This is a genomic window from Bradyrhizobium sp. FW305-F6 (assembly GCF_058782905.1).
The window spans coordinates 1,325,502-1,349,672 of sequence record NZ_JBYSYD010000002.1 but is presented as its reverse complement, the minus strand read 5'-3'; the positions used below and the strand labels follow the sequence as shown (position 1 = coordinate 1,349,672).

Genomic DNA, 24,171 nt, shown 5'->3' with positions numbered 1-24,171 from the left:
CCCGCCTGCGTCGAGGTGGCAGGAAGGCGCGTGGCAAATCGCCGGCGCGGTGCGCAGAACTGTCTCAGACGGCTTCGGCAATCAGCTTCTTGGCGGCCTGAGCGAGCAGGCCCGAACGCGTATAGCCATGGGTCGCGGCATATTTGTCGATCTGCTCCAGGACGTCGCCGGGCAGGGTGACATTGACGCGCACGATCTTCGGCTGGTCGTCCTTCACCGACACCAGAATCGCGACCCCGGAGCGATTCTCCGGGTCAGCCATGATCTCTTCGAGCGACGAAGGCTCTGGAACCGATGCGCCGTCTTCCAAGATGCCTTCAAGGTGAAGCGCCAGCGCTTCCTCGGCCATGTCGCGTGCTTCGTCGAGCGTGGTCCCCGCGGTCACAAGCCCCGGCAGATCGGGGAACGACACGCCGAAATCGCTGTCAGCATCTTTATGGATAAGACCAATGTAGTGACGCATGGCGCTCACCTCAGTTTCAGGCCGGCTTGTCGCTCGATGCTCTTCAACGTTCCGAGCGGGATGTCCCGCTTCGGGTGAGGGACAGTGACGCGGCCTGGTTTTGCCGGGTGCTTGAGTTGGACGTGGCTGCCTTTTTGAGCCACTTGGACCCAGCCATCCCTTTGAAGCGCCGAGATGATGTCTCGACTATTTCATGGTGTGTATTTATACACATCATGACTCATTGTCAATTTCGGATTCACATCACCTGGTGCACGTCGATCACGACGCGATCGGCATGCCGCGCCGCCGATCCGACGAAGATGTGCTCCATCAGCCAGCGATACTTGTCGTGCCCGGTCTCGAATTTCGGCACGGTGCGGAAATAGATCAGCTTGGGATCGACCGGCTCGCCGCGCTTGAGCTTTTGCAGGAGCTCGACGGGGCCGAAGCGCATGCCTTTGTTCTCGACATAGACGGTTGCGCCGTCGTCGGTCTCGAAGGCGTATTTGGCTTCGAGATCGATCAGCTCGTTGGGGCGGATGGTCTGGAAATCGGCGCCGAACGGCAGCACCTTCCCCGTGATCGTGCCTTTCACCTCGCCGCCGATGATCGGGATGATGCGGCGGACTCCGATCCCGGTCTCGCCGGCGGTGACGACGTCGCCGATGCGGACGGTAAGGGTGAAGACGTATTTTGTTTCCAACGTCGGCGTGGTCATCGCTTCACCTCTTCAATGCGCCATCATGCGTGTCGGCAGCCAGATCGCCAGTGCCGGGAAGGCGATCAGAATCACCAGGCGGATCAGGTCAGTGACCACGAACGGACTCACGCCCCTGAAGATGGTGGAGAAGGACACGTCCTTCACCACGCTTTTGATGACGAACACATTCATGCCCACCGGCGGAGTGATCAGCCCGAGCTCGACCGTCATGACGACAATGACGCCGAACCAGATCGGGTCGAAGCCGAGATGGATGATGACCGGGAAGATGATCGGTACGGTCAGGATGATCATCGCCATGGCGTCCATCAGGCAGCCGAGCACGAGATACATCACCATGATCAGCGCCAGCACGCCGTAGGGACCAAGGCCGAGGCCGGTGAGGAGCTCCGTGACCTTCTGCGGCGTCTGCGTCACCGTGAGGAAATAGCCGAAGATCAGCGCGCCGATCAGCACGGTGAACACGGCGGCTGCGGTGCGTGTGGCCTGCAGCAGCGAGGCCAGCACCTTCTCGCGGTCGAGCCGGCCCGTCAGCACGCCGATGATGAAGGCCCCGGTCGCGCCGACGCCGCCGGCCTCTGTCGGCGTGAAGCGCGGCAGGAAGGGCAGGCCATAGAGGCCGCCGATCACGAATACGAACAGAAGCACCGGAGCCCAGATGTCCTTCAAACCGGCGAAGCGTTCGCGCCACGGAATCACCTTGCCCTTGGCCAGGAAGTCGGGGCGGAAATAACCGATCAGGAAAATCGTGATCATGTACATGGCCATCGCGAGCAGGCCGGGAATGATGCCCGCGATGAAGAGCTTGCCGATGTCCTGCTCGGTGATGATGCCGTAGACCGCAAGCACCGTGGAGGGCGGTAGGATCGCGCCCAGCGTGCCACCGGCCGCGATGACCCCCGTGGCAAAGGACTGCGGGTAGCCGAAGCGGCGCATCTCCGGGTAGGCGACGGCGGAGAACGTCGCGGCGGTCGCGACCGACGAACCGCAGATCGCGGCGAAACCGCCGCAGGCGCCGACGGTGGCGATGCCGAGCCCGCCCCGCAGATGGCCGACGAAGCCGTTGGCGGCGCGGAACAGCTCGCGGCTCATGCCGGAGTTGCTGACGAAGGATCCCATCAGCAGGAACATCGGAATCACGCCGAACGTGTAATCCGTCACCGTCCGCATGGTGACTTGCCCGACCATCTTCAGGGCCGGTGTCGAGCCGACGAGATAGCTGAAGCCGCACACGCCGACGAGACCCATGGCCATGCCGACCGGCACGCGCAGCAGCATCAGGGCAAACAGGGAGACGAAGCCGAGGACGGCGACGGCGTCGGTACTCATGGTCACTCCGTCACCTTGATCTTGGGTTCGTGCATGTCTTCGGGGTGGAAGATCAGGCGGTACGTGCGGATCGCGATCAGCAGCACGGCACAGACGTCGCCGATCCATGCGATGAGGAAGAACGGCCATGTCGGCATGTGCAGGTCGAAGGTCTGGACGTTGTCGTTGTAGGTGCCGCGCACCTTGTCGAACAGCGTCCAGGTCTGCACGGTCACCACGAACAGCAGCACCAGGGTTGCGAACACGTCGATCCAGCGCTGCTGGCGCGGCCCGACATTGCCCCAGACGAGGTCAACCGTGATGTGGGTGCCGCGATAGGAAGTTGCCGCGATGCCCCAGAAAATGAGGATGCCGAGCAGCATGCGGCCGATGTCGAAACTGTCGGGGATCGAATAGTTCAGCGTGTTGCGCAGCAGCACCGACAGGAAGATGTCGAGCGCGACGATGCCGACGAAGCCGGCCGCGATCCATTCGATCGAGTCGATGATGCGGTCCATCCAGGAGCGCTTCATGAAAGTGTCCTTCAGGCAAGTGCGCGGTGTGTCCGCGATGAAGCTACGCTCCCTCCCCCGCTTGCGGGGGAGGGTTGGGGAGAGGGTGTTTCCACGATCGAAGACCCTCTATAGGAGAAGGCCTTCACCCGCGCCGGAGCCTGTCATCGGGCGCGCCTTCGGCGCGACCCGTTGGGCGCGACCTCTCCCGCAAGCGGGAGAGATGCAGCGAGTGCGCGGCCACTGCTGGGCGTCACTCCGCCAGCGCGTTGTACTTCTTCAGCGAGGCCTTGAGATCCGTCAGCGTCGCATCCGGATCGGCACCGGCTTTCTTGGCGCCGTCGCCCCAGGTCTTGACCAGCGGCTCGGCGGCCTTCTTCCAGGCGGCAGTCTGCTCGGCCGTCAGCTTGTAGACCTCGTGACTGGATTCCGCCTTCACCTTGGCGATGCCGGCATCCTCGAACTTGCCCCAATGCTCGCCGACCGCCCCCGCCATTTCGACCGAGCAGTTCTTGTCGATCGCGGCCTTCTGCTTGTCGGACATCGCGTTGTACTTGTCCTTGTTGATCACGAACACGAAGGTGGTGGTGTAGAGCGGCGCCTCCATGTCGTATTTGGTCACCTTGTCGATGCCGAACAGCACCAGGGAGCCCCAGGGGAAGGTGACGCCGTCGGCGACGCCGCGCTCGATGATGTCGCGCACTTCCGGTGCCGAGGACTGCACATTGGTGCCGCCGAGCGAGGTGACGAAGTTCGCCATGGTGGCGTGGGCCGGGCGGATCTTCATGCCCTTCACGTCTTCGGGGTTGACGATCTTCTTGGTCCGGGAGTGGAACGAAGAGGGCGAGTGGACGAAGGCGAGGCAGTATTTGACGTCCTTCATCTCCTTCTCGGCATGTTTGCGATACCAGGCGTCCAGTCCCATCGAGCCGCCCTTGGCGTCCGAGATCAGGAACGGCAGCTCGCCGGCGCCGATGATCGGGAAGCGGCCGGGCTGGTAGCCCGGGTTGACGTAAGTGACGTCGGCGATGCCGTCGCGCGCCATGTCGTAATGATCGAACGCCTTGCCGAGCTGCTGGGCCGGAAACACCTTGCTCTTGATGGTGCCGCCGGAATCCTTCTCGACCGCGGCGGCCCAGTCTTCCAGCGATTTTTGCAGCGGATGCGAGGCCGGCACCCAGTGCGAGATCTTCAGATCGAAGGTCTTGTCCTGCGCGAACGCTGGGCTCACGCTTGCTGCCAGCAGCAAGGCCAGACAGGCTTTCCTCATCACGTCTCTCCCTGTTTTCGACGGCGGGCTTCGATGGCCCGGTCTCGTTAATTAACATGTTATCTAATTGCCCGGCGCATTCAAGCCGGAACTGATGCGCAGCCTTGCCGCGTCATCTACGTCAACTCTGTTGCATGGATTTATCGCTGCCGGGCGACGACCGCTCCCCTTTTGCGCAAACGTTATATGATATAATTATCGCCTGCGAGGCCTCGCCACAAGCAGGCCGCGGCGAAACCCTAAAGGATCGGGAGGAGCAAGTATTGCGGACAAAAGTCGCAATCATCGGGGCCGGGCCGGCCGGATTGTTGCTGGGGCAACTTCTGCACACATACGGCATCGACAACGTCATTCTGGAGCGCCAGAGCCCGGATTACGTGCTCGGCCGCATTCGCGCCGGTCTCCTGGAAGAGGGAACGGTCGCACTGCTCGACAAGGTCGGCGCCGGGGCGCGCGCGCATGCCGAGGGTCTGGTCCATGACGGCATCGAGCTTGCCTTCTCCGGCCGCCGTCACCGCATCGACATGAAGGGCGCGACCGGCAAGACGGTGATGATCTACGGCCAGACCGAGGTCACCCTCGACCTGATGAATGCCAGGAAGGCCGCGGGTCTCGTTTCCGTCTATGAGGCCCGGGACGTGCAGCCGCGTGATTTCGACGGCAGTCACCCGCGCGTGACCTACCTCAAGGACGGCGTCACCCATACGCTCGATTGCGACTTCATCGCCGGCTGCGACGGTTTCCACGGCGTCAGCCGCGCCAGCGTTCCGGCCTCCGCGATCGAGGAATTCGAGCGGGTCTATCCGTTCGGCTGGCTCGGCATTCTCTCCGATACACCACCGGTCAGCCACGAGCTGATCTATTCCAACCACGCCCGCGGCTTTGCGCTGTGCACAATGCGATCGACCAAGCGCAGCCGCTATTACGTTCAATGTTCGCTCGATGATCATGTCGACCAATGGCCGGACGACCGCTTCTGGGACGAGCTGAAGCGCCGGCTCGATCAGGAGGCGGCCGACCGCCTCGTCACCGGCCCCTCGATCGAGAAGAGCATCGCCCCCTTGCGCAGCTTCGTCGCCGAGCCGATGCGCTTCGGCAAGATGTTCCTGTGCGGCGACGCCGCTCACATCGTGCCGCCGACCGGCGCCAAGGGCCTGAACCTCGCCGCCAGCGACGCGCATTATCTGTCGAGCGCGCTGCGCGAGTTCTACGACGAGAAATCCAGCGCCGGCCTCGACGCCTATTCCGCCAAGGCGCTGGCGCGCGTCTGGAAAGCCGTGCGTTTCTCCTGGTGGATGACCTCGATGCTGCACAAATTCCCCGACACCGGCACCATCGGCGCACGTATCCAGCTCGCCGAGCTCGACTACGTCACGCAGTCGCAGGCGGCGATGACCTCGCTGTCGGAGAACTACGTGGGGCTGCCGTTTTAGGGCGGCATCGCTCTCCCCGTATCGTCATCGGGAGGTGCCGTAGGGTGGGCAAGGCACGCGCTCCGCGTGCCATGCCCACCATCTCTCTCGATCATGAAAAAATCGTGGGCACGCTTCGCTTTGCCCACCCTACGGCTGCCGCACGTCCGCACATCCGTTTCAAACGCCCGCGCAAATTCCGTTTGAAACTTTGTAATTGATGCAACCATCTTCCACATCGCGTTCAATGCCGGCAATTAGCAACGCGAGACAGCCATGACCTCAATCGACGTTCCCGCCGGCTTCGAGCCGCATTTCCGTAAATCCCCGCTCACCGAACCCTGGGAGCCGCTGTATTCGAAGAAGACCGAGAAGGGCGTCACCATGGGATTGCGGCTGGCGACGCCGCACACCAACGCGCGCGGGCTGATTCATGGTGGATTGATCGCGGCGCTCGCCGATGCCGCCATGGGCTACAGCTGCGCGCAAGTCACGAACTGGACGACATCCTTCGTCACCATCTCGTTGTCCGTCGACTATGCGGGTGCCGCCGAGATCGGCCAATGGCTCGCGGTCGAGGGCGAGGCGATCAAGATCGGGAGCACGATCTGTTTCGCGCAATGCATGGTCAAAGCCGACGAAGCCGTGATCGCGCGCGCCAGCGGCACGTTCCGTGTGGTGCCGAAGAATTGCTAACTGTCGTTCCGGGGTGGTGCGGCGCACTGAACTTGGAACCTCGAGATTCCGGGTTCTCGCTTCGCGAGCCCCGGAATGACAGTCATCACCCGAACCTCCACTCCGCCGTTTCCACCACGAGATCAATGAACGCGCGGACCTTGGCCGAGAGCAGGCGCGAGGTCGGGTAGACGATGTGGATCGGCAGCGGCGGCTGCTCGTATGCGGCGAGCACGATCTTCAGCCGGCCCCGCCTCAGGCTCTCGGCAGCCTGATAGGCCAGCACGCGCGTCACGCCGCCGCCGGCCTCGGCATATTGCAGCGCCGCGTCGGCGCTGTTGCTCATGAAGCGTGGGGTCGGCTTCACCTCGATGTCGCGGCCATCGCGCCGGAAGCGCCATTCGGACCAGGGGCCGAACTGGATGGTCTGGTGCTCGAGTAGGGCCTCGGGCGTCTTCGGCTCGCCGTGACGCTTGAGATAGCCGGGCGCGGCCACCACGATCCGCCGCATTTCGCCGACCTGGCGCGCCACCAGCGAGGAATCGACGAGATGGCCGATCCGCACCGCGGCGTCGACGGCGTCTTCCACGAGGTTGACGAGATGGTCGGACAACCTGAGCTCGGCGGCGACCTCGGGATAACGCTTGAGATAGGCGGTCATGACCGGCCCGACGTGAAGCCGACCGAAGCCGACCGGCGCAGACACCACGAGGCGCCCGCTCGGCCGGTTGCGCTCCTGCCGTGCGGAGCCGTCGGCCTCCTCGACATCCGCGAGGATGCGCCGCGCGCGCTCCAGATAGCGCGTGCCGACGTCCGTCAGCGTCACCTGCCGGGTGGTCCGCTGCAACAGCCGCGCGCCGAGATGCTCTTCCAGCGCGGCGATCAGCCGCGTCACCGCCGAGGGCGACATGTGCAGCCTGCGCGCCGCCGGCGCAAAGCCGCGCAGATCGGCGACGGTGACGAAGACGTGCATAGCTTCGAGCCGGTCCATCGGCATTATTGCATATATTGCAATGATGAAGTGTCAAGCGACTAGATTGTTTTGGTGGGCGGAAGGTCCATCTTTGGGGGCGAAGACGCAGCAATGCGCCGGAATCTCAGGAGACGTTCCGATGACTGCTACCCACACCTATGCGAGCGACGTCGCCTTCTCGCCCGCCGTGAAGGCGATCCAGGCCCGCAAGGGCTCCCGCGAGGCCTACGCGCGCAGCGAACAACGCGGCTGGCGCACCGAGGTCGACGACAACCTCGCGGCCTTCCTGGCCGATGCCAACAGTTTCTATTTCGCTACCGCCGCGGCGGACGGCCAGCCCTATATCCAGCACCGCGGCGGTCCGAAGGGCTTTCTCAAGGTGCTCGACAAGCAGACGCTGGCGTTCACCGATTATGCCGGCAACCAGCAGTTCATCACCCAGGGCAATTTGTCGGAGAACCCAAAGGCCTACATCTTCGTAATGGACTACGCCCACCGCCGCCGGGTGAAGATCTGGGGCGAGGCGCGCGTGGTCGAGGACGACGAAGCGCTGACCACCTCGCTGATGCCGAAGGACTACCGCGCGCGACCGGAGCAGGTGATCCTGTTCAAGATCGCAGCCTGGGACACCAACTGCCCGCAGCACATCCCGCAGAAATTCGATGCGGCAGATGTCGCCGCTGCGCTGGCAGCGAGGGACGCGCGGATTGCGGAGCTGGAGGCGGAGGTCGCGGCGCTTAAGGGCGAGAAGGCAGCGGGAGTAGTTCCCTAAACTGCTGCTTTCTTACCCTCCCCTGGAGGGGGAGGGTCGATCGCGCGAAGCGCGAGCGGGGTGGGGTGATCTCTCAACACGGGCAGTTTACGCCACGGAGAGACCGTTACCCCGCCCCGCTACGCATTTCGCTTCGCTGCATGCGTAGCGACCCTCCCCCTCCAGGGGAGGATAAGAGTCACATCACGCTCGCGTCTTCGTTCTGGAAGCCGAGATAGCTCGCAGCCACGCGCTCGTTCGCCGCGATGTCGCTGGCCTTGCCGCTGAGCACGAATTCGCCGAGCTCCATCACATAAGCCTGGTCCGCGATCTTCAGCGCGGCCTGTGCGTTCTGCTCGACCAGCAGGACCGAGACGCCGGCAGTACGGAGCTCGGTGACGATGCGGAAGATGTCGGCGACGATGATCGGGGCAAGGCCGAGGCTCGGCTCGTCCAGCATCAGGAGCTTCGGCTCGCCCATCAGGGCGCGGCCCATCGCGAGCATCTGCTGCTCGCCGCCTGAGAGCGTGCCGGCGAGCTGCTTGCGCCGCTCCTTGAGCCGTGGAAACAGCGCATAGACCCGCTCGATCGAGGTCTTGGCCTTGCTCCGCTCGATGCGGAAAGCGCCCAGCTGGAGATTGTCCTCGACATTCATGGTCACGAACAATTCGCGGTGCTCCGGCACGAGGCCGAGCCCCATCGCGACGCGGTCCTCGATGTCGAGGCGGGCGAGATCCTGGCCCGCAAAGGCGACGCGGCCTTTCAGCGGCAGAATGCCCATGATGGCCGAGAGCAGCGTGGTCTTGCCGGCGCCGTTGGCGCCGACGATGGTGACGATCTCGTTGCTGCCGACCTCGAGCGAGACCGAGCGCACCGCCTCGACCTTGCCATAGGCGACATGCGCGTCGGTGACGGACAACAGCGTGCTCATGCCGCCACTCCGAGATAGGCCTTGATCACTTCGGGATTGGTCTTGATCGTGGCCGGCGTGCCTTCGGCGATCTTGGTGCCGAAATCGAGCACCACGATGCGGTCGGCGAGGTTCATGACGAAGCCCATGTCGTGCTCGACCAGCAGTACGCTCATGCCGCCGTCGCGCAGGTCGCGCAGCAGCGTCGCAAGGCGTTGCTTCTCCATGTGGCGCAGTCCCGCGGCCGGCTCGTCGAGCAGCAGCAGCATCGGATCGACGCAGAGAGCGCGGGCGATCTCGACGATACGCTGCTGGCCCAGCGAGAGGCTGCCTGCCAGCTGGTGCATCTGTTCGGTGAGGCCGACGCGCTCGATCTGGCGGGCGGCCTCCGCGAGCAGCCGGGCTTCGTCGGCGCGGTCGAGCCGCAGCATCGAGGACAAGGGTCCGGAATGGCCGCGCAGATGCGCGCCGATCGCGACGTTCTCCAGCACGGTCATGTCCGGCACCAGCTTGACGTGCTGGAAGGTCCTGCTGATGCCGAGTTTCACGATCTCCTGCGGCGGTGCGTTATCGACCTTCCTGCCGAGTACGGAGATCGAGCCCGCGGTCGCCGACAGCACGCCGGTGATCAGGTTGAAGGTCGTGCTCTTGCCGGCGCCGTTCGGGCCGATCAGCGCGACGATTTCGCGGGCCTTGACGTCGAAGGAGACGTTGTTGACCGCGACTACGCCGCCGAACTGCTTTCGCGCCTTGTCGACCTGGAGCAGGACGCCGGCCTCGGCGGGAGCGCGGGTGCGATGCTCCAGCTTCTGCGAGGTGTCCGGCTTCTTGCCGCCGGTCCGCTCGGGGAGGAAAGACATCAGCCAGGGCCAGAGGCCGCCGGGCGCGAGCTGCAGCAGCGCCACCAGCATGATGCCGAACACGATGGTCTCGACCTGGCCGGAGCCCGGCAGGATCAGCGGCAGATAGCTCTGCAGCACCTCCTTCAGGACCACGACGATGGCCGCGCCGAGGACGCCGCCCCAGACATAGCCGGCGCCGCCGACCACCGCGATGAAGAGATATTCGATGCCCATATGCGCGCCGAACGGGGTCGGGTTCACCGCGCGCTGCAGATGGGCGTAGAGCCAGCCCGAGAGCCCGGCGAGGACCGCGGCGTGGATGAACACCAGCAGCTTGGCCCGCGGCGTATGCACGCCGAAGGCTTCCGCCGCGATATGGCCTCGGCGCAGCGCGCGGATCGCGCGGCCGGTGCGGGAGTCCAGCAGGTTCATCGTCAGCAGCGCCGAGACGATCACGGCGATCCAGATCGCGTAATAGATCGAGCCGGGCGAGAGCATCTTGAACGTGCCGATCGACAGTGGCGGGATCGCGGATATGCCGTCGTTGCGGCCCAGGAACTCCAGCTTGCTGAAGAGATAGAACAGCCCGAGCCCCCAGGCGAGCGTGCCGAGGGGTAGATAATGGCCGGAGAGCCGGACGGTGATCAGGCCGAGCAGCACCGCGAACAGGCCGCTGACCAGGAGCGACAGCGGCAGCGTCAGCCACGGCGACAGGCCGTAGGCGGTCGTCAGTACGGCGGTGGTGTAGGCTCCGAAGCCGACGAAGGCCGCCTGGCCGAACGAGGTCAGGCCGCCGACGCCGGTCAGCAGCACGAGGCCCATCGCGACCAGGGCGGCAAGGCCGATATTGTCGAGCAGCACGATCCAGAACGGCGGCATGCCCGGGACGAACGGGATCGCCGCCATGACGGCTGCAAAGACGATGATGGGAAGCCGGCTCTGCATCTTGGCGTCAGTCCTTCTCTTCCTCGACCGCGGGCGCGGCGAGCGAGCGCAGCAGCAGCACGGGGATCAGCAGCATGAAGACGATGACCTCTTTGTAGTTGGAGGCGTAGAAGGACGAGAACGCCTCGACGATGCCGACCACCAGCGCCGCGACTGCGGTGAGGGGGTAGCTGACGAGGCCACCGATGATCGCGGCGACGAAGCCCTTCAGGCCGATCAGGAATCCGCTGTCGTAATAGAGCGTCGTGATCGGCACGATCAGGATGCCCGAGAGCGCGCCGATGACGGAGGCGAGCAGGAAGGCGATCTGCCCCGACAGCGTGGTGCGGATGCCGGCAAGCCGCGCGCCGAGCCGGTTCACCGCGGTCGCGCGCAGCGCCTTGCCGTACAGCGTCAGACCGAAGAACAGCCAGAGGGCGACGATGAAGGCGATGGTGATGGCGTAGACGGTGATGCTCTGGCCGGTGAAGCGGAGCGCGCCGGCGGTGAAGGCGCCGGACAGCACGGCGGGCCCGCGCTGGCCTTCAGCGCCGAAGAACAACAGGCCAAGCCCCTGCAGCGCCAAATGAACGCCCACCGAGGCGATCAGCAGCACCAGCACGGAGGTGTGCGCCAGCGGCTGGAAGGCGATGCGGTAGAGATACAGGCCGATCATCGCCACGATCACCAGCGACAGCGCGATGCAGATCGCGACCGGCGGCTTCTGGGCGGCGAAGTACAGGGTCAGCGCCAGCACGATCGCCGGCAGCACGATGTTGGTGACGAGGCTGCGCAGGACCAGGCGGCCGTGCAAGGCCTTGCGGGCCACGAACAGGTCGAAGCCGAAGGCGCCGATGCCGAGCGCCAGCGCGAGCTTTGCCGTGCCAGGCATCTGGCCCGCCGCCAGCGAGGCATAGGTCAGCGCGCCATAGGTGACGAACTCGCCCTGGGGAATGAGGATGACGCGGGTGACCGCGAACACCAGCACCAGCGCTAGGCCGAGCAGCGCATAGATGGCGCCGTTGGTGATGCCGTCCTGCACCAGGAACAGCATGATGGTGGTATTCAAGACCGGACGCTCCCCCTAATCCGGACCGGTCCTCGCGATTGCGGTGGACGGTCCGCTCACAGCCATTGAAAAACGCTGACGATATTTGGTATGGTCCATAACAATTATCAAATATAACATCAAGGGTGGGGAGCGACCCGTCCCGAATTTATCGGGATTGCGAGCACGAGGCGATGACCGTTTCCAAAACCGCTGAAAAGTCTTCCGGAAAACCGGCCGACGCGGCCAAGGGCCGCAAGGACGCGGGCGAGCCGCAGGCGGAAGCCCTCCAGCTCGGCGAGTTGTCCGAGCAGCTCGGCTATGTCCTGAAACGTGCCCAGCTCAAGGTGTTCGAGAACTTCCTGCGCTGCGTGGCCTCGCTGCAACTGACGCCCGCGCAGTTCTCGGTGCTGTTGCTGGTCGAGAAGAACCCGGGCCGTAACCAGACCGAGATCGCCTCCACGCTCGGCATCCTCAGGCCGAACTTCGTGGCCATGCTCGACAATCTCGAGAGCCGCGACCTCTGCACGCGGATCCGCTCCACCAACGACCGCCGCTCGCACATCCTGGTGCTCACCGACAAGGGCAAGGCGGTGCTGGCCCGCGCCAAGAAGCTGGTCGCCACCAAGCACGAGGCGCGGCTGAACGATTTGCTCGGCCAGGCCAACCGCGAGGCCCTGCTCGCGATGCTCGCCAAGATCGCCCACGAGTTTTGACGGGGCGCTCTCTATCCACCGTCATGCCCGGGACAAGCCCGGCCATGACGGAGATACCTAGGCCTCAATCCACCAAAATCACCCTGACGTCGTTCACGTTGGTCAGCGTCGGGCCCGGCTTGAGCAGGTCCCCCGTCGCCTCGAAAAACGCGGTCGCGTCGTTGTTGTCGAGATAGGCCTGCGGCTGCAGCCCCAGCACCTTCATCTTCGCGAAGGTCGTCGCGTCGATCATTGCGCCGGCGGGATCGGTCGGATGGCCGGCGCCGCCGTCGGCGCCGTCGGTGTCGCCGGCCAGCGCGGCAATGCCCGGCGTGTCCTGCAACAGCGAGGCCAGCGCCAGCGCGTATTCCTGGTTGGGGCCGCCGCGCCCGTTGCCGCGCACGGTGACCGTGAGCTCGCCGCCGGAGAGGATCGCGAGGCGCCTGCCTTGCGCGCGGGCGTCCAGCGCCAGCCTGGCATGCGCGGCGGCGACCTCGCGCGCCTCGCCCTCGAGATCGGCGCCGAGATCGATCGTCTCGTAACCGGACGCGCGCGCGAGCTTCACCGCGGCGTCGAGCGACTGCCTGGGCCGCGCGATCAGCTCGAACGAGGCGCGCGCAAACGCAGCGTCACCCGGCTTGCAGCTCTCATTGGCGGGATCCTCGAGCGCGCGGCGCACGGCATCGTCGACGTCGAGCCGGTATTTCGCGACGATCGCGCGCGCGTCCGCCAGCGTGGTCGGATCCGGCACCGTGGGGCCGGAAGCGATCGCGGACGGATCGTCATGCGGCACGTCGGAGATCGCGAGCGTGACGATCTCGGCGGCCTTCCTGCCGGCGCGTGCCAGCCGCCCGCCCTTGATGCGCGACAGGTGCTTGCGCACGATGTTCATCTCGCCGATCGGTGCGCCCGAGCGCAGCAGCGCCTTGTTGACCGCCTGCTTCTGCGCGAAGCTGATGCCCTCCACCGGCGCGATCCAGTTGGCCGAGCCGCCGCCGGTCAGCAGCACCAGCAGCAAATCGTCGGGACCGGCTTCGCCAGCGAGCGCGAGCGTGTCGGCGGCGCCCTTCAGTCCGGCCTCGTCAGGCACGGGATGGCCGGCCTCGACCACGCGGATGCGGCGGGTCGGCACGCCGTAGCCGTGGCGCGTGGTGGCGATGCCAACGAGGCGCTCCGGCGCCAGCGCGAGCGCGTCGAGATAATGCCGCTCGGCGGCCGCGGCCATGGCGCCGGCGCCCTTGCCAGCCGCGAGGCAGATCACGCGTCCCCGGGGCGCAGGCTGCAAATGGGGAGCCAGCACCACGTTGGGATGGGCGGCGTCAACCGCGGCGTCATAGAGCGCGCGAAGCAGGGGACGGCGGTCGGTCATTGCGGAAAGCCTTGGCAGACGGAAGAGATCGGCGGCAGCGCGCCCGTTCCATGCCTACCGCATCATGCGCGAAAGCGTAAGCCGGCTCGCCCATCATTCGATGGTGCTCGAAATCGCGGCGCAAGAAAAAGCCCCCTGCGTGATCAGCGCAGGGGGCTTGCTCGTGCTGGTTCCAGCGGGCTAGCCGCCGGCGTCGGCGCTGATCACCTCGCCGAACAGATCCCACTTGTCGCCCTTGAACTTCATGAGCTGGAGCGAGCTGATCGGTGCGAAGTCGTTCGGTCCGGTGTTGATCTTGATGCCGGGCAGCAGCACTTCGGTGCGGAAGTCCTTCAGGCTCGCCGCCTGCTTCATGACGTTCTCGCGCGTCAGATTGTCACCGCACTTCTTCAGCACCTCGACCAGCGTCTGTGCCACGCCGTAGCCGACGACGGTGCCGCCGTCGAGCTTGTCGCCTTCGGGGAAGTATTTCGTCATGAACTCCAGGAAGGCCTTCATGCCGGGGTCGTCCTTCCACTGCGGATCGGACACGTCCTTCAGATAGGCGGCCGAGATGATGTCCTGGGAGTTCTCGAAGCCGGCGGGCTTGATCACGCTGCCGACCGAGGCCGAGACGTTGTTGAGGAAGTGCGTCGGCTTCCAGCCGATTTCGGAGATCTTCTTGATCGCCTGCGCCGCGAATTTCGGCGTGGTGATGTTGACGAAGACGTCGGCGCCGGTCGCCTTCAGCTTGACGATGTGATTGTCGATGGTCGGCTCCGAGGTCTCGTAGCTTTCCTCCAGCACGATCATGCTGGCAGCCTTGGCCCCGAGGCCGTCCTTCAGGCCCTTCAGATAGTCCTTGCCGTAATCGTCGTTCTGGTAGAGCACGCCGATCTTGGCGTTCGGCATGGCCTTCAGGATGTACTTTGCGTAGATCTGCGTCTCGCTCTGGTAATTGGGCTGCCAGCCCATCGTCCAGGGGAAGTTTTGCGCATCGTTCCACTTGGTGGCGCCGGTGGCGACGAACAGCTGCGGCACCTTCTTCGAATTCATGTATTTTTGAATCGCCGAGTTCGGCGGCGTGCCGAGAGAATTGAAGACGAGCAGCACCTCGTCGCTCTCGACCAGCTTGCGGGCCTGCTCCACCGTCTTCGGCGGCGAGTATGCGTCGTCATAGGAAACGAAGTTGATCTTGCGGCCGTTGATGCCGCCCTCGTCGTTGATCTTCTTGAAATAGGCGGCTTCGGTGCGCCCGATGATGCCGTAGGCGGAGGCCGGTCCGCTGTAGGGCATGATGTTGCCGATCTTGATCTCGGTGTCGGTCGCGCCGTTATCGTATTTCTTCTGGGCCGATGCAGTTGAAGCCGAAGCCGCGATGAGCGTGAGCGCCAATGATGCGGCCGCAAGCTTGCCGGTGACAGCAGGCATTCCAATCTCCCTGTTTTTCTTGGTGTGTGCGTCCTTTTTCTTGGCTTGATCGTTTTTGGCGACGCGGCTGCAATTCAATACGATTTGCCCGGAAGCTTCAAGGAAAACCCCTGCGGCAAGGCCGCAGGGGCTACGTTTTTGGTCGATCAGGGCTTGGATTTTCAGCCCTTGGTTAAGGTCAGCCGCCGACGTCGCCGCTCAAGACGTCGCCAAAGCGCTCCCAATGCTCGCCCTTGAACCGGATCAACTGCAGCTGCGAGAGCGGCGCGAAGTCGGTCGCCGAGGTGTTGACCTTGACGCCCGGCAGCAGGCCGGCCGGCTCGAAGTCCTTGATGCTTGCGGCCTGCTTCATGATGTTCTCGCGGGTCAGGTTGTCGCCGCAGGCCTTGAGCACGTGAACGAGGCCTTGCGCGACGATGTAGCCGTACATCACCGAGGCGTCGGCGCGGTTCGCTTCCGGATAGTACTTGTCCAGGAATTCGTTCCAGGCGATCATCGCCTTGTCGCTCTTCCACTGCGCGTCGGTCGGATCCTTGAAGTATTGCGACGAGATGATGTCCTGGGCGTTCTCGAACCCGGCCGGCTTGATCACGCTGCCGATCGAGCCCGAGACGTTGTTGAGGAAGTGCAGCGGCTTCCAGCCGATCTCGGCGTTCTTCTTGATCGCCTGTGCCGCGAATTTCGGCGTCGTGATGTTGAAGAACACGTCGGCGCCGGTCGCCTTCAGCTTGACGATGTGGGAGTCGATGGTCGGCTCGGAGACTTCGTAGCTCTCCTCCATCACGATCATCGAGGTCTTGGCGCCGAGCCCATCCTTGAAGCCCTTCAGATAGTCCTTGCCGTAATCGTCGTTCTGGTAAAGCACGGCGATCTTGGCGTTCGGATGATTCTTCAGGATGTACTTGGCGTAGATGATCGATTCGCTCTGGTAGTTGGGTTGCCAGCCCATCGTCCACGGGAAGTTCTGCGGATCGTTCCACTTCGTGGCGCCGGTGGCGACGAACAGCTGCGGCACCTTCTTCTGGTTCATGTATTTCTGGATTGCCGAGTTCGGCGGCGTGCCGAGCGAGTTAAAGATCAGCAGCACCTCGTCGCTCTCGACCAGCTTGCGCGCCTGCTCCACGGTCTTCGGCGGCGAGTAGGCGTCGTCATAGGTCACGAAGTTGATCTTGCGGCCGTTGATGCCGCCTTCAGCGTTGATCTTGCGGAAGTAGGCTTCCTCCGTCTTGCCGATCACGCCGTAGGCGGACGCCGGTCCGCTGTAGGGCATGATGTTGCCGATCTTGATTTCCGTATCGGATGCGCCGGTGTCGTATTTCTTCTGCGCCAGCGCTGTCGTGGACAGCGTGGCGGCCAGCACGAGGGCAGCCGAGAAGGCCCCCAATCGCACATGCATTGCAGGCATCTTGTTCATCTCCCTGGGTCGGATTGAATGTGTCGTGTTCTTGATTGGAAGCGATCGTTGGGTGTCGCTTCGGTGAACATTCAATACCCTTCCCGGGCGGGCAGCAAGGAAAACGCCCTGGCGAAGCAGTCGCACCGGGGCGCTGTTTTTTGGAATGGACGTGGAATATTCCGGCGCGCGAGATGAGGCGCGTCGTCATTTAACTGCGCGCAAGTTGTCGCTGGACCCTGCGGCTATCCAGAATTGCGCCGGCGTCAGTGGCGGATGTCGCTCGACATGATGTCGCCGAAGAGCTCCCACTTCTTGCCCTTGAAGCGCATCATCTGCAGCTGTTCGATCGGGGCGAAATCATCCGGCGCGGTGTTGATCTTGATGCCGGGCAGCAACGTATCGGGCTCGAAATCCTTCAGGCTCGCGGCCTGCCTCATGACGTTCTCGCGGGTGAGATCGTCGCCGCACAGCTGCAGCACCTTCACCATGGTCTGCGCTGCGGCATAGCCGTACACGACACCGGCATCGAGCTTGTTGGCCTTGGGTTGGTACTGTGCGAGGAAATTGTAGAATTTCTTCATGCCATCGTCGGCGTTCCACTGCGGGTCGGAGCCGTCCTTGGCGTAGGTCGCCGACAGGACGCCTTGCGAAATCTCGATACCGGCCGGCTCCAGCACGGCTCCGACCGAGGCCGAGACGTTGGAGATGATCTGTATCGGATGCCAGTTGATCTCTGCCGCTTTCTTGATTCCTTGCGCGGCGAATTTCGTGGCCGTGATACTGATGAAGATGTCGGCGCCGGAGGCTTTCAGCTTGACGACGCGCTCGTCGATGGTCGGCTCGGAGGGGTCGTAGGCCTCTTCCCGCACGATCATCGCTGCCTTGGATCCAAGGCCCTCCTTCAGCCCCTTCAGGTAGTCCTTGCCGAAATCGTCGTTCTGGTAGAGCACGGCGATCTTTCCGTCCGGCTTCGCCTTCATGATGTACTTGGCATAAATGCGGGCCTCGCTGACGTAGCTCGGCTGCCAGCCCATGGTCCAGGGATAGTGCTCAGGGTCATTCCATTTCGACGCGCCGCTCGCCACGAACAATTGCGGCACCTTCTTTTCGTTCATGTATTTGCGGATGGCGGTGTTGGTGGACGTACCGAGCGAGCCGAAGATCAGCAGCACACCGTCGTTCTCGACCAGCTTGCGCGCCTGCTCCACCGTCTTCGGCGGCGAATAGCCGTCGTCATAGGAGATGAATTTGACCTTGCGGCCGTTGATGCCGCCCTCGGCATTGACCTTGTTGAAATAGGCTTCTTCGGTCCTGCCGATCGCGGCATAGGCGGACGCCGGACCGCTATAGGGCATGATGTTACCGATCTTGATCTCGGTATCGGACGCGCCGCTGTCGTATTTCTTTTGCGCCAGCGCTTCGCTGCTCATTGCAGTGCACAAGGCGAGTGCGGTCCAGAGCACCGCAACCTGGAAACGAACGGCGGCCATTGTTCTCCTACCCCGGGACGGATCGGTCGCATTGAACAAGATTGGCGCCTGCCGTCAACAAAAAGCCCCCGCGGGCGTCTGCGGGGGCTCTTCGCTTTGGTTGTCGCGTCAGCGCATCACTCGGTGGCGACGTCGCCGCTGATGGTCTCGCCGAACAGTTCCCACTTCTCGCCCTTGAAGCGCATCATCTGAAGCTGCGCAATCGGGGCGAAGTCGGTGGCGCTGGTGTTGATCTTGACGCCGGGCAGCAGCGTATCCGGAGCAAAATCCTTCAGCGAAGCCGCCTGCTTCATGATGTTGGCGCGGGTGAGATCGTCACCGCACATTTCCAGCACCTTGGCCAAAGTCGACGCGGCGCCGTAGCCGTAGACCATGCTGGTGTCGGACTTGTCGGCACCTGGCATGTATTTGTCGACGAACTCGTTCCACCGCTTCATGCCGGGATCGTTGGCCCACTGCGGATCGGTCGAGTCCTTGGCATAGGCGGCCGACAGCACGCCCTGGGCGTTCTCGAAGCCGGCGGGCTTCATCACGCTGCCGACCGAGATCGACACGTTGGTGAGGATCTGGAGCGGCTTCCAGTTGAGTTCCGCCGTCTTCTTGATGGTCTGCGCCGCGAATTTCGGCGTGGTGTAGATCAGGAGCACGTCGGGATTGGCCGCCTTGATCTTGACGATGTGACCATCGATCGAGGGCTCGGAGATCTCATAGCTCTCTTCCATGATGATCATGGACGAGGCCTTGGCGCCGAGACCGTCCTTGGTGCCCTTGAGATAGTCTTTGCCGAAATCGTCGTTCTGGTAGAGGATCGCGACCTTGGCGTCCGGCTTTTCCTTCATCAGCCATTTCGCGTAGATCTGCGCTTCGCTCTGGTAAGAGGGCTGCCAGCCCATGGTCCAGGGGAAGTTCTTCGGATCGTTCCACTTGGTGGCGCCGGTGGCGACGAAGAGTTGCGGAATCTTCTTGGCGTTGAGGTATTTCTGGATGGCCGTGTTCGATGGCGTGCCGAGCGGATTGAACACCACCAGCACCTCGTCGCTCTCGACCAGCTTGCGGACCTGCTCGACCGCTTTCGGCGGCGAATAGCCGTCGTCATACGTGATGAAGTTGATCTTGCGGCCGTTGATGCCGCCCTTGTCGTTGATCATCCTGAAATAGGCTTCTTCGGTCTTGCCGATGATGCCATAGGCCGATGCCGGACCGCTATACGGCATGATGTTGCCGATCTTGATCTCGGTGTCGGACGCGCCGGTATCGTATTTCTTTTGGGCGAGTGCAGCGCCGGAGGTAAGGGTGATGGCCGCCGTTGCCGTGACCAGCGCGGCGGCTCGCAGTGTTCTTCCAAAGAGCAATTCGGTCTCCTTCTTCGATGAACGCGTGGGTAAGAGTCTTCAGTTTCGTTTGAGCTTGCCGACCAGCTGCTGGCCGAGGATCGCGACCTGCCTTGCGCCATGCGGCACGAGGTAGATGACGAGGAACAGCAGCACGCCGAACACCGCGCCGGAAAGGCCCTTGGAGATGCTTTCCGCCATGTTCGGCACGAAGATGATGAAGGCCGCGCCGACGAACGAGCCGGGCAGCCAGCCGACGCCGCCGACGACCATGCCGAGGAACAGCGAGATCGCGAGCGTGATGGTGTAGCTGTCGGGTGCGACGAACTGCACGGCGATGGCGCCGAGCGAACCGGCAACGCCGGTGATGCCGGCGGACACGCCGAAGGCCAGCGTCTTGTAGAGCGCGACATTGACGCCCATGGAGGACGCCGCGATCTCGTTGTCGCGGATCGCCATGAAGGCGCGGCCCGAGCGGGAGCGCAGGAGGTTCACCGAGAAGATGTAGATCGCGCCCGTCACGGCGAGCGTGAAATAGTAAAGCCACATGTCCTGCGACATCGGCAGCCCGAACGGCGCGTCCGGCTTGGTGACGACGAGGCCCTGCACGCCGCCGGTCCAGTGCTCGAGGAAGTTCAGCTTGAGCAGCTGCGGCATCGCGGTCGCGAGCGCGAAGGTCGCGAGCGCGAGATAGATGCCCGACAGCCGCAGCGCCGGCTTGCCGAACAGGTACCCGAATCCGAAGCAGATCGCGGCGGAAATCGGAATGGTCAGCGCGTAGTTGACGTTGGCATGCTCCATCAGCACTGCCGAGGTATAGGCCCCGACGGCGTAGAACGCGCTCTGGCCGAGCGAGAATTGGCCGGAGCCGCCGGTCAGGATGTTCAGCGCCAGCACCGCGAGCCCGTAGATCAGGACCATCGTCATCTGGAAGATGATGAAGTTCTTGACGAACACCGGCACGATCAACAACGCCGCCAGCACCACCAGCGAGGTGCCGGTGCCCAGAGTCATGGCCCGCTTCGGAACCGCCTCGACCGCTTCGTGGCCTTCGGCAACGACTTCTTCTGCTGCGCTCATGATCAAACTCGCTTGACGATGTGCCGGCCGAACAGGCCGGCGGGTTTGACGACCAGGACGGAGATGATCAGCGCGAGCGCGATCGGGAGTTTCAACTCATTGCCGACGCCGGGGATGTAGGTGCCGGCGAGGTTCTCGAACACGCCGACCAGGAAGCCGCCGACCACGGCGCCGAACGGGCTCGATAGCCCGCCGAGCACCGCGGCGGCGAAGCCGTAGATCAGCACGCCGCCCATCATGTTGGGCTCAAGGAACACGACCGGTGCTATCAGCATGCCCGCGATGGAGCCGATCGCAGTCGCCATGCCCCAGCCGAGCGCGATCATCCAGCTCGTGTTGATGCCGACGAGGCGAGCCGATTCAGGCACCGACGCAGCGGCTCGCATCGCAAGGCCGATCCGCGTGTACTGGAAGAAGAAATAGAGCGCGAGCAGCAGCGCCACGGTGACGCCGATCATGCCGGCCTGGTGCGTCGAGATCAGCTGGCTGCCGAGGAACGGTGCGGAGCCGAACGGGGTCGGATACTGCTTGATCGTGAAGTCCCAGATCAGGCCCGCCGAGGAGTTGATGATCGCAAACAACGCGATGAAGCCGGCGACGTTTGTGAGCACCGGCGCCTTGACCAGCGGCTTGAACAGGATGCGCTCGATCGCGATGCCGGCGACGAAGGAAAATGCCAGGGTGATCAGGAAGGCGAACCAATAGGATACGCCCCACTGCATCAGCTGCCAAGAGATGAAGGTCGAGAACATCGCCATCTCGCCTTGCGCGAAGTTGAGATGGTCGATGGCCTGGTAGATCATGACCACGGCGAGCGCCATGCAGGCATAGATCGCGCCCGTGGCGATGCCGGCCAGGACCTGGTTGGTGAACAGCTCCATTGTCCCGGCTCCCTAAAACTTGCCCGATACGGGGCGAAATGCTGCGGCGTTGAAGGTCCACCTCTCCCTGAGGGAGAGGTCGGCGCGAAGCGCCGGGTGAGGGGTTGCGGTGCCGCGGTGAAACTGCGGCTCCTCACCCGATTTGCTGCGCAAATCCACATCTCTCCGCTGGGGAGAGGTGGATCGAGAGCGCGGATAGATCATTGCCATCATCGCTCCCTCAGTAACCCAGATAGGATTTGCGGATTTCTTCGTTGTTCGCGATGTCCTTGGCATTGCCCGACATCACGATGCGGCCGGTCTCGATCACATAGGCCTGGTCGGCGAGCTCGAGCGCGAGCTGGGCGTTCTGCTCGACCACCAGGATCGACACCTTGTCCTCGCGGTTGATCTTGCCGAGGATGCCGAACAGGTCGCGCACGACGAGCGGCGCGAGGCCGAAGGAGGGCTCGTCGAGCAGCATCAGCCGCGGCCGCAGCATCAGGGCGCGGGCGACCGCGAGCATCTGCTGCTCGCCGCCGGAGAGTGTGCCGGCCTGCTGGGTGTGGCGCTGCTTCAACACCGGGAAATGCGCATACATGCGCTCGATGTCGGAGACGATGCCGGCGGTATCCTTGCGGGTAATGGCGCCCAGCTGGAGGTTCTCTTCCACCGTCATGTTGGTGAAGGTGCCGCGGCCCTGCGGCACATGGGCGATGCCGAACCGCACGATGCTCTCGGTGGAGCGGTTGTTGAGCGGCTTGCCTTCGAACTCGACTCCGCCGGTGGAGCGCACCATGTTGCAGATCGCGCGCAGCGTGGTGGTCTTGCCGGCGCCGTTGGCGCCCAGCAGCGTGGTCAGCGAGCCCTCGTTGAGTGAAAAGGACAGGCCGTGGAGCGCCTGGACCTGGCCGTAATAGGCGCGCAGGTCCTTGACGTTGAGCAGTGGCGTCATTGGTCTTTGCTCCCGAGATAGGCCTTGATGACGTCGGGATCGGCCTGCACCTGGGCGGGGGTGCCTTCCGCGAGCTTCTTGCCGAAATTCAGCGCAACGACGTGGTCGGCGATCGACATCACGAGGCCCATGTGGTGCTCGACCAGCAGCACGGTCATGTGGCGTTCGCTGCGGATTTTGCGGATGAGGTCGCCGAGCACATAGACTTCCTCGTGGTTGAGGCCGCCGGCGGGCTCGTCGAGCAGCAGGATCTTCGGATCCGCCGCCAGCGCGCGCGCCAGCTCGACGCGCTTCTGCGTGCCGAATGGCAGGCCGGAGACGACGGTGTGGGCGACGTCCTCGAGGCCGAGGTAAGCGAGGATCTCTTGCACCTTCTTGTTGATGCCGGCCTCGCTGCGCCGGACCCAGGCAAGCCTCAGGGAGTCGCTGATGATATCGCTGGACGTCTTCGCGTGTGCGCCGACGCGGACGTTGTCCATCACGGACAGGTTCGGAAACAGCGCCACGTTCTGAAAGGTGCGGCCGATACCGATCTCGGCGATCCGGTGCGGCGGCCGCGACAGGATGCTCGCGCCCTCCATCAGGATGTCGCCGGACGATGGCTGATACAGCCGCGAGAGACAGTTGAAGAGCGTGGTCTTGCCGGCGCCGTTGGGCCCGATCAAGCCGAGGATCTGGCCCTTGTGCATGTCAAAGGACACGCCGTTGAGCGCGACGATGCCGCCGAACACGACGCTGACGTCGCGAACGGCGAGCAGGGGCGATGTCCCCTGCGCGAGCTGTGCCTGCGTCATCTCGTCTCGCTCACGTCATTCAGTGAGCGATGGAACGATGCTAACCGCTCCCGATGAAAACAATGGCTATCTGAATCCCTCGGCCACACGCGCAACTTTTCCTCCTGATTTCAGCTTTTTGCTGATTTCTTTTTTTGAATGCGGCATCAGACCCCCGAGTGCCGCTTCGATGTTCCTTACCATCGCTACGAGACGCGGTCCAATGTCGTTGATCAAACGCTCTTCCGTGAAACGGAATGCCGGCGCGCCGCAATTGAATGCGTAGGGTCCGGTTCCGTCGTTGAGCTTGAGCGCGACGCCGGCTGCGCCGATGTCGTCGTGCCAGTCGCCGACCGAAATCGCGAAGCCGTGTTTCGCGACCATCTCGCCTGACCGCTCCAATCCGTCGCGCATTTTCGGCCAGCGGCTGCCGTAATGTTCGCGCAGGATGCGCGACACTTCGGCGCGGTTTTCGTCGTCGAGCGCCCAGAAATAGGCGCGGCCCATCGCGCTGGTTGCAATCGGCACACGCGAGCCGACGTCGAGTTGAACGCCGACCGTCTCGCTGCCGCGGCTCTGCCCGAAATAGATCATGCTGTGTCGGTCGCGGCCGCCGACGGCGACGGCGCCGCCGGTCGCGCGCATTACGTCCTCGCGGAACGGCTCCGACAAATGCCGCACGCCGAGATTGGCCAGCGCCGCGTATCCCAGCGACATCGCGGCCGGCGCGAGCTGGTATTTCTCGAAGCGGGGAACCGGGGTCAGATAGCCGAGCCTGGTCAGCGTGTAGGTCAGCCGCGACACCGTCGGCTTGGGCAGATTGGTTCGGGCCGCAATCTCCTGATTGCCGAGCAGGCCGTCATTGGGTTGGAATGCGCGCAATACATCCAGTCCGCGGGAAAGCGCGACGACGAAATTCCGATCTGTCGCAGTCTTCTTTCCTGTACGCTTCATCCCAGATCTGCTTCTTGCGCGGAGTCGTTGACAACGTCCGTGCTTCAAAATAACCCTGCCGTCAAGA

The 24,171-nt window shown here is 63.6% G+C and carries 24 protein-coding genes; 4 read left to right on the top strand and 20 right to left on the bottom strand.

Annotated elements, in window-relative coordinates:
• Positions 1-64: 64 nt before the first annotated feature.
• The 6 genes from AC3WLX_RS17675 to AC3WLX_RS17650 form a co-directional block, all read right to left on the bottom strand.
• Positions 65-463 carry a type II toxin-antitoxin system HicB family antitoxin gene (locus AC3WLX_RS17675; protein ID WP_492337316.1) on the bottom strand — a complete coding sequence of 133 codons (399 nt, stop codon included), beginning with the start codon at positions 461-463 and terminating at the stop codon, positions 65-67.
• Positions 464-468: 5 nt separating this feature from the next.
• The gene (locus AC3WLX_RS17670; protein WP_492337315.1) at positions 469-642 is read right to left on the bottom strand and encodes a type II toxin-antitoxin system HicA family toxin; all 174 of its coding nucleotides are present in this window, start codon (positions 640-642) and stop codon (positions 469-471) included.
• 59 nt (positions 643-701) lie between these two features.
• The gene (locus AC3WLX_RS17665; protein ID WP_291622861.1) at positions 702-1,163 is read right to left on the bottom strand and encodes a DUF3237 domain-containing protein; all 462 of its coding nucleotides are present in this window, start codon (positions 1,161-1,163) and stop codon (positions 702-704) included.
• 12 nt (positions 1,164-1,175) lie between these two features.
• Positions 1,176-2,495, bottom strand: a complete 1,320-nt coding sequence (locus AC3WLX_RS17660; RefSeq protein ID WP_291622863.1) for a TRAP transporter large permease — start codon at positions 2,493-2,495, stop codon at positions 1,176-1,178.
• Between the two features lie 2 nt (positions 2,496-2,497).
• Complete coding sequence (locus AC3WLX_RS17655) at positions 2,498-3,007, bottom strand: TRAP transporter small permease (RefSeq protein ID WP_492336898.1); 510 nt, start codon at positions 3,005-3,007, stop codon at positions 2,498-2,500.
• A 232-nt stretch (positions 3,008-3,239) separates the two neighbouring features.
• The gene (locus AC3WLX_RS17650; protein WP_492336897.1) at positions 3,240-4,256 is read right to left on the bottom strand and encodes a TRAP transporter substrate-binding protein; all 1,017 of its coding nucleotides are present in this window, start codon (positions 4,254-4,256) and stop codon (positions 3,240-3,242) included.
• A gap of 263 nt (positions 4,257-4,519) precedes the next feature.
• On the opposite strand from AC3WLX_RS17650, the gene pobA reads away from it, so the two are divergent.
• Together pobA and AC3WLX_RS17640 are read left to right on the top strand one after the other, a co-directional pair.
• Entirely contained in the window at positions 4,520-5,689 is a 1,170-nt protein-coding gene (pobA, locus tag AC3WLX_RS17645) for a 4-hydroxybenzoate 3-monooxygenase (protein ID WP_492336896.1), read from the top strand.
• A 255-nt stretch (positions 5,690-5,944) separates the two neighbouring features.
• On the top strand, positions 5,945-6,364 hold the full coding sequence (locus tag AC3WLX_RS17640; RefSeq protein ID WP_492336895.1) for a PaaI family thioesterase: 420 nt from the start codon (positions 5,945-5,947) through the stop codon (positions 6,362-6,364).
• Positions 6,365-6,449: 85 nt separating this feature from the next.
• Here the strand turns inward: AC3WLX_RS17640 and AC3WLX_RS17635 are convergent, their stop codons facing one another.
• Positions 6,450-7,334: a LysR family transcriptional regulator gene (locus tag AC3WLX_RS17635; RefSeq protein WP_492336894.1), complete on the bottom strand. Its 885-nt coding sequence runs from the start codon at positions 7,332-7,334 to the stop codon at positions 6,450-6,452.
• Positions 7,335-7,455: 121 nt separating this feature from the next.
• On the opposite strand from AC3WLX_RS17635, the gene AC3WLX_RS17630 reads away from it, so the two are divergent.
• Positions 7,456-8,088 (top strand): pyridoxamine 5'-phosphate oxidase family protein, encoded by a 633-nt coding sequence (locus AC3WLX_RS17630; protein WP_492336893.1) that lies wholly within the window; start codon positions 7,456-7,458, stop codon positions 8,086-8,088.
• Between the two features lie 178 nt (positions 8,089-8,266).
• On the opposite strand, the gene AC3WLX_RS17625 is transcribed toward AC3WLX_RS17630, so the two are convergent.
• From AC3WLX_RS17625 to AC3WLX_RS17615, 3 genes are read right to left on the bottom strand one after another with little or no spacing between them, the layout of a single operon-like run.
• Entirely contained in the window at positions 8,267-8,998 is a 732-nt protein-coding gene (locus AC3WLX_RS17625) for an ABC transporter ATP-binding protein (protein WP_492336892.1), read from the bottom strand.
• The gene (locus AC3WLX_RS17620) at positions 8,995-10,764 is read right to left on the bottom strand and encodes a branched-chain amino acid ABC transporter ATP-binding protein/permease (protein ID WP_492336891.1); all 1,770 of its coding nucleotides are present in this window, start codon (positions 10,762-10,764) and stop codon (positions 8,995-8,997) included. Before AC3WLX_RS17620 ends, AC3WLX_RS17625 begins: the two co-directional genes overlap by 4 nt.
• Positions 10,765-10,771: 7 nt before the next feature.
• Positions 10,772-11,812 (bottom strand): branched-chain amino acid ABC transporter permease, encoded by a 1,041-nt coding sequence (locus AC3WLX_RS17615; RefSeq protein ID WP_291622411.1) that lies wholly within the window; start codon positions 11,810-11,812, stop codon positions 10,772-10,774.
• A 173-nt stretch (positions 11,813-11,985) separates the two neighbouring features.
• On the opposite strand from AC3WLX_RS17615, the gene AC3WLX_RS17610 reads away from it, so the two are divergent.
• Positions 11,986-12,507, top strand: a complete 522-nt coding sequence (locus AC3WLX_RS17610) for a MarR family winged helix-turn-helix transcriptional regulator (RefSeq protein ID WP_492336890.1) — start codon at positions 11,986-11,988, stop codon at positions 12,505-12,507.
• Between the two features lie 64 nt (positions 12,508-12,571).
• Here the strand turns inward: AC3WLX_RS17610 and AC3WLX_RS17605 are convergent, their stop codons facing one another.
• The 10 genes from AC3WLX_RS17605 to AC3WLX_RS17560 form a co-directional block, all read right to left on the bottom strand.
• On the bottom strand, positions 12,572-13,855 hold the full coding sequence (locus tag AC3WLX_RS17605) for a glycerate kinase type-2 family protein (RefSeq protein WP_492336889.1): 1,284 nt from the start codon (positions 13,853-13,855) through the stop codon (positions 12,572-12,574).
• 180 nt (positions 13,856-14,035) lie between these two features.
• Entirely contained in the window at positions 14,036-15,265 is a 1,230-nt protein-coding gene (locus AC3WLX_RS17600) for an ABC transporter substrate-binding protein (protein WP_291622417.1), read from the bottom strand.
• 178 nt (positions 15,266-15,443) lie between these two features.
• A complete protein-coding gene (locus tag AC3WLX_RS17595; protein ID WP_492336888.1) occupies positions 15,444-16,670 on the bottom strand; it encodes an ABC transporter substrate-binding protein in 1,227 nt (408 codons plus the stop codon).
• 254 nt (positions 16,671-16,924) lie between these two features.
• Positions 16,925-18,151: an ABC transporter substrate-binding protein gene (locus AC3WLX_RS17590; RefSeq protein ID WP_492336887.1), complete on the bottom strand. Its 1,227-nt coding sequence runs from the start codon at positions 18,149-18,151 to the stop codon at positions 16,925-16,927.
• Positions 18,152-18,267: 116 nt separating this feature from the next.
• Entirely contained in the window at positions 18,268-19,503 is a 1,236-nt protein-coding gene (locus tag AC3WLX_RS17585) for an ABC transporter substrate-binding protein (protein WP_291622422.1), read from the bottom strand.
• Between the two features lie 39 nt (positions 19,504-19,542).
• Positions 19,543-20,562 (bottom strand): branched-chain amino acid ABC transporter permease, encoded by a 1,020-nt coding sequence (locus tag AC3WLX_RS17580; protein WP_291622424.1) that lies wholly within the window; start codon positions 20,560-20,562, stop codon positions 19,543-19,545.
• Between the two features lie 2 nt (positions 20,563-20,564).
• Positions 20,565-21,443 carry a branched-chain amino acid ABC transporter permease gene (locus tag AC3WLX_RS17575; protein WP_291622427.1) on the bottom strand — a complete coding sequence of 293 codons (879 nt, stop codon included), beginning with the start codon at positions 21,441-21,443 and terminating at the stop codon, positions 20,565-20,567.
• Between the two features lie 220 nt (positions 21,444-21,663).
• The gene (locus tag AC3WLX_RS17570; protein WP_291622429.1) at positions 21,664-22,377 is read right to left on the bottom strand and encodes an ABC transporter ATP-binding protein; all 714 of its coding nucleotides are present in this window, start codon (positions 22,375-22,377) and stop codon (positions 21,664-21,666) included.
• The gene (locus AC3WLX_RS17565; RefSeq protein WP_492336886.1) at positions 22,374-23,171 is read right to left on the bottom strand and encodes an ABC transporter ATP-binding protein; all 798 of its coding nucleotides are present in this window, start codon (positions 23,169-23,171) and stop codon (positions 22,374-22,376) included. Before AC3WLX_RS17565 ends, AC3WLX_RS17570 begins: the two co-directional genes overlap by 4 nt.
• A 66-nt stretch (positions 23,172-23,237) precedes the next feature.
• On the bottom strand, positions 23,238-24,104 hold the full coding sequence (locus AC3WLX_RS17560) for an IclR family transcriptional regulator (RefSeq protein WP_291622436.1): 867 nt from the start codon (positions 24,102-24,104) through the stop codon (positions 23,238-23,240).
• Positions 24,105-24,171: the final 67 nt, after the last annotated feature.

What these genes read in the sequence shown, in the direction of transcription:
- AC3WLX_RS17675 (WP_492337316.1), bottom strand. Translation starts at nt 463, where the DNA reads ATGCGTCACTACATTGGTCTTATCCATAAAGATGCTGACAGCGATTTC.
- AC3WLX_RS17665 (WP_291622861.1), bottom strand. Translation starts at nt 1,163, where the DNA reads ATGACCACGCCGACGTTGGAAACAAAATACGTCTTCACCCTTACCGTC.
- AC3WLX_RS17660 (WP_291622863.1), bottom strand. Translation starts at nt 2,495, where the DNA reads ATGAGTACCGACGCCGTCGCCGTCCTCGGCTTCGTCTCCCTGTTTGCC.
- AC3WLX_RS17655 (WP_492336898.1), bottom strand. Translation starts at nt 3,007, where the DNA reads ATGAAGCGCTCCTGGATGGACCGCATCATCGACTCGATCGAATGGATC.
- AC3WLX_RS17650 (WP_492336897.1), bottom strand. Translation starts at nt 4,256, where the DNA reads ATGAGGAAAGCCTGTCTGGCCTTGCTGCTGGCAGCAAGCGTGAGCCCA.
- AC3WLX_RS17640 (WP_492336895.1), top strand. Translation starts at nt 5,945, where the DNA reads ATGACCTCAATCGACGTTCCCGCCGGCTTCGAGCCGCATTTCCGTAAA.
- AC3WLX_RS17635 (WP_492336894.1), bottom strand. Translation starts at nt 7,334, where the DNA reads ATGGACCGGCTCGAAGCTATGCACGTCTTCGTCACCGTCGCCGATCTG.
- AC3WLX_RS17630 (WP_492336893.1), top strand. Translation starts at nt 7,456, where the DNA reads ATGACTGCTACCCACACCTATGCGAGCGACGTCGCCTTCTCGCCCGCC.
- AC3WLX_RS17625 (WP_492336892.1), bottom strand. Translation starts at nt 8,998, where the DNA reads ATGAGCACGCTGTTGTCCGTCACCGACGCGCATGTCGCCTATGGCAAG.
- AC3WLX_RS17620 (WP_492336891.1), bottom strand. Translation starts at nt 10,764, where the DNA reads ATGCAGAGCCGGCTTCCCATCATCGTCTTTGCAGCCGTCATGGCGGCG.
- AC3WLX_RS17610 (WP_492336890.1), top strand. Translation starts at nt 11,986, where the DNA reads ATGACCGTTTCCAAAACCGCTGAAAAGTCTTCCGGAAAACCGGCCGAC.
- AC3WLX_RS17605 (WP_492336889.1), bottom strand. Translation starts at nt 13,855, where the DNA reads ATGACCGACCGCCGTCCCCTGCTTCGCGCGCTCTATGACGCCGCGGTT.
- AC3WLX_RS17600 (WP_291622417.1), bottom strand. Translation starts at nt 15,265, where the DNA reads ATGCCTGCTGTCACCGGCAAGCTTGCGGCCGCATCATTGGCGCTCACG.
- AC3WLX_RS17595 (WP_492336888.1), bottom strand. Translation starts at nt 16,670, where the DNA reads ATGCCTGCAATGCATGTGCGATTGGGGGCCTTCTCGGCTGCCCTCGTG.
- AC3WLX_RS17590 (WP_492336887.1), bottom strand. Translation starts at nt 18,151, where the DNA reads ATGGCCGCCGTTCGTTTCCAGGTTGCGGTGCTCTGGACCGCACTCGCC.
- AC3WLX_RS17580 (WP_291622424.1), bottom strand. Translation starts at nt 20,562, where the DNA reads ATGAGCGCAGCAGAAGAAGTCGTTGCCGAAGGCCACGAAGCGGTCGAG.
- AC3WLX_RS17575 (WP_291622427.1), bottom strand. Translation starts at nt 21,443, where the DNA reads ATGGAGCTGTTCACCAACCAGGTCCTGGCCGGCATCGCCACGGGCGCG.
- AC3WLX_RS17570 (WP_291622429.1), bottom strand. Translation starts at nt 22,377, where the DNA reads ATGACGCCACTGCTCAACGTCAAGGACCTGCGCGCCTATTACGGCCAG.
- AC3WLX_RS17565 (WP_492336886.1), bottom strand. Translation starts at nt 23,171, where the DNA reads ATGACGCAGGCACAGCTCGCGCAGGGGACATCGCCCCTGCTCGCCGTT.
- AC3WLX_RS17560 (WP_291622436.1), bottom strand. Translation starts at nt 24,104, where the DNA reads ATGAAGCGTACAGGAAAGAAGACTGCGACAGATCGGAATTTCGTCGTC.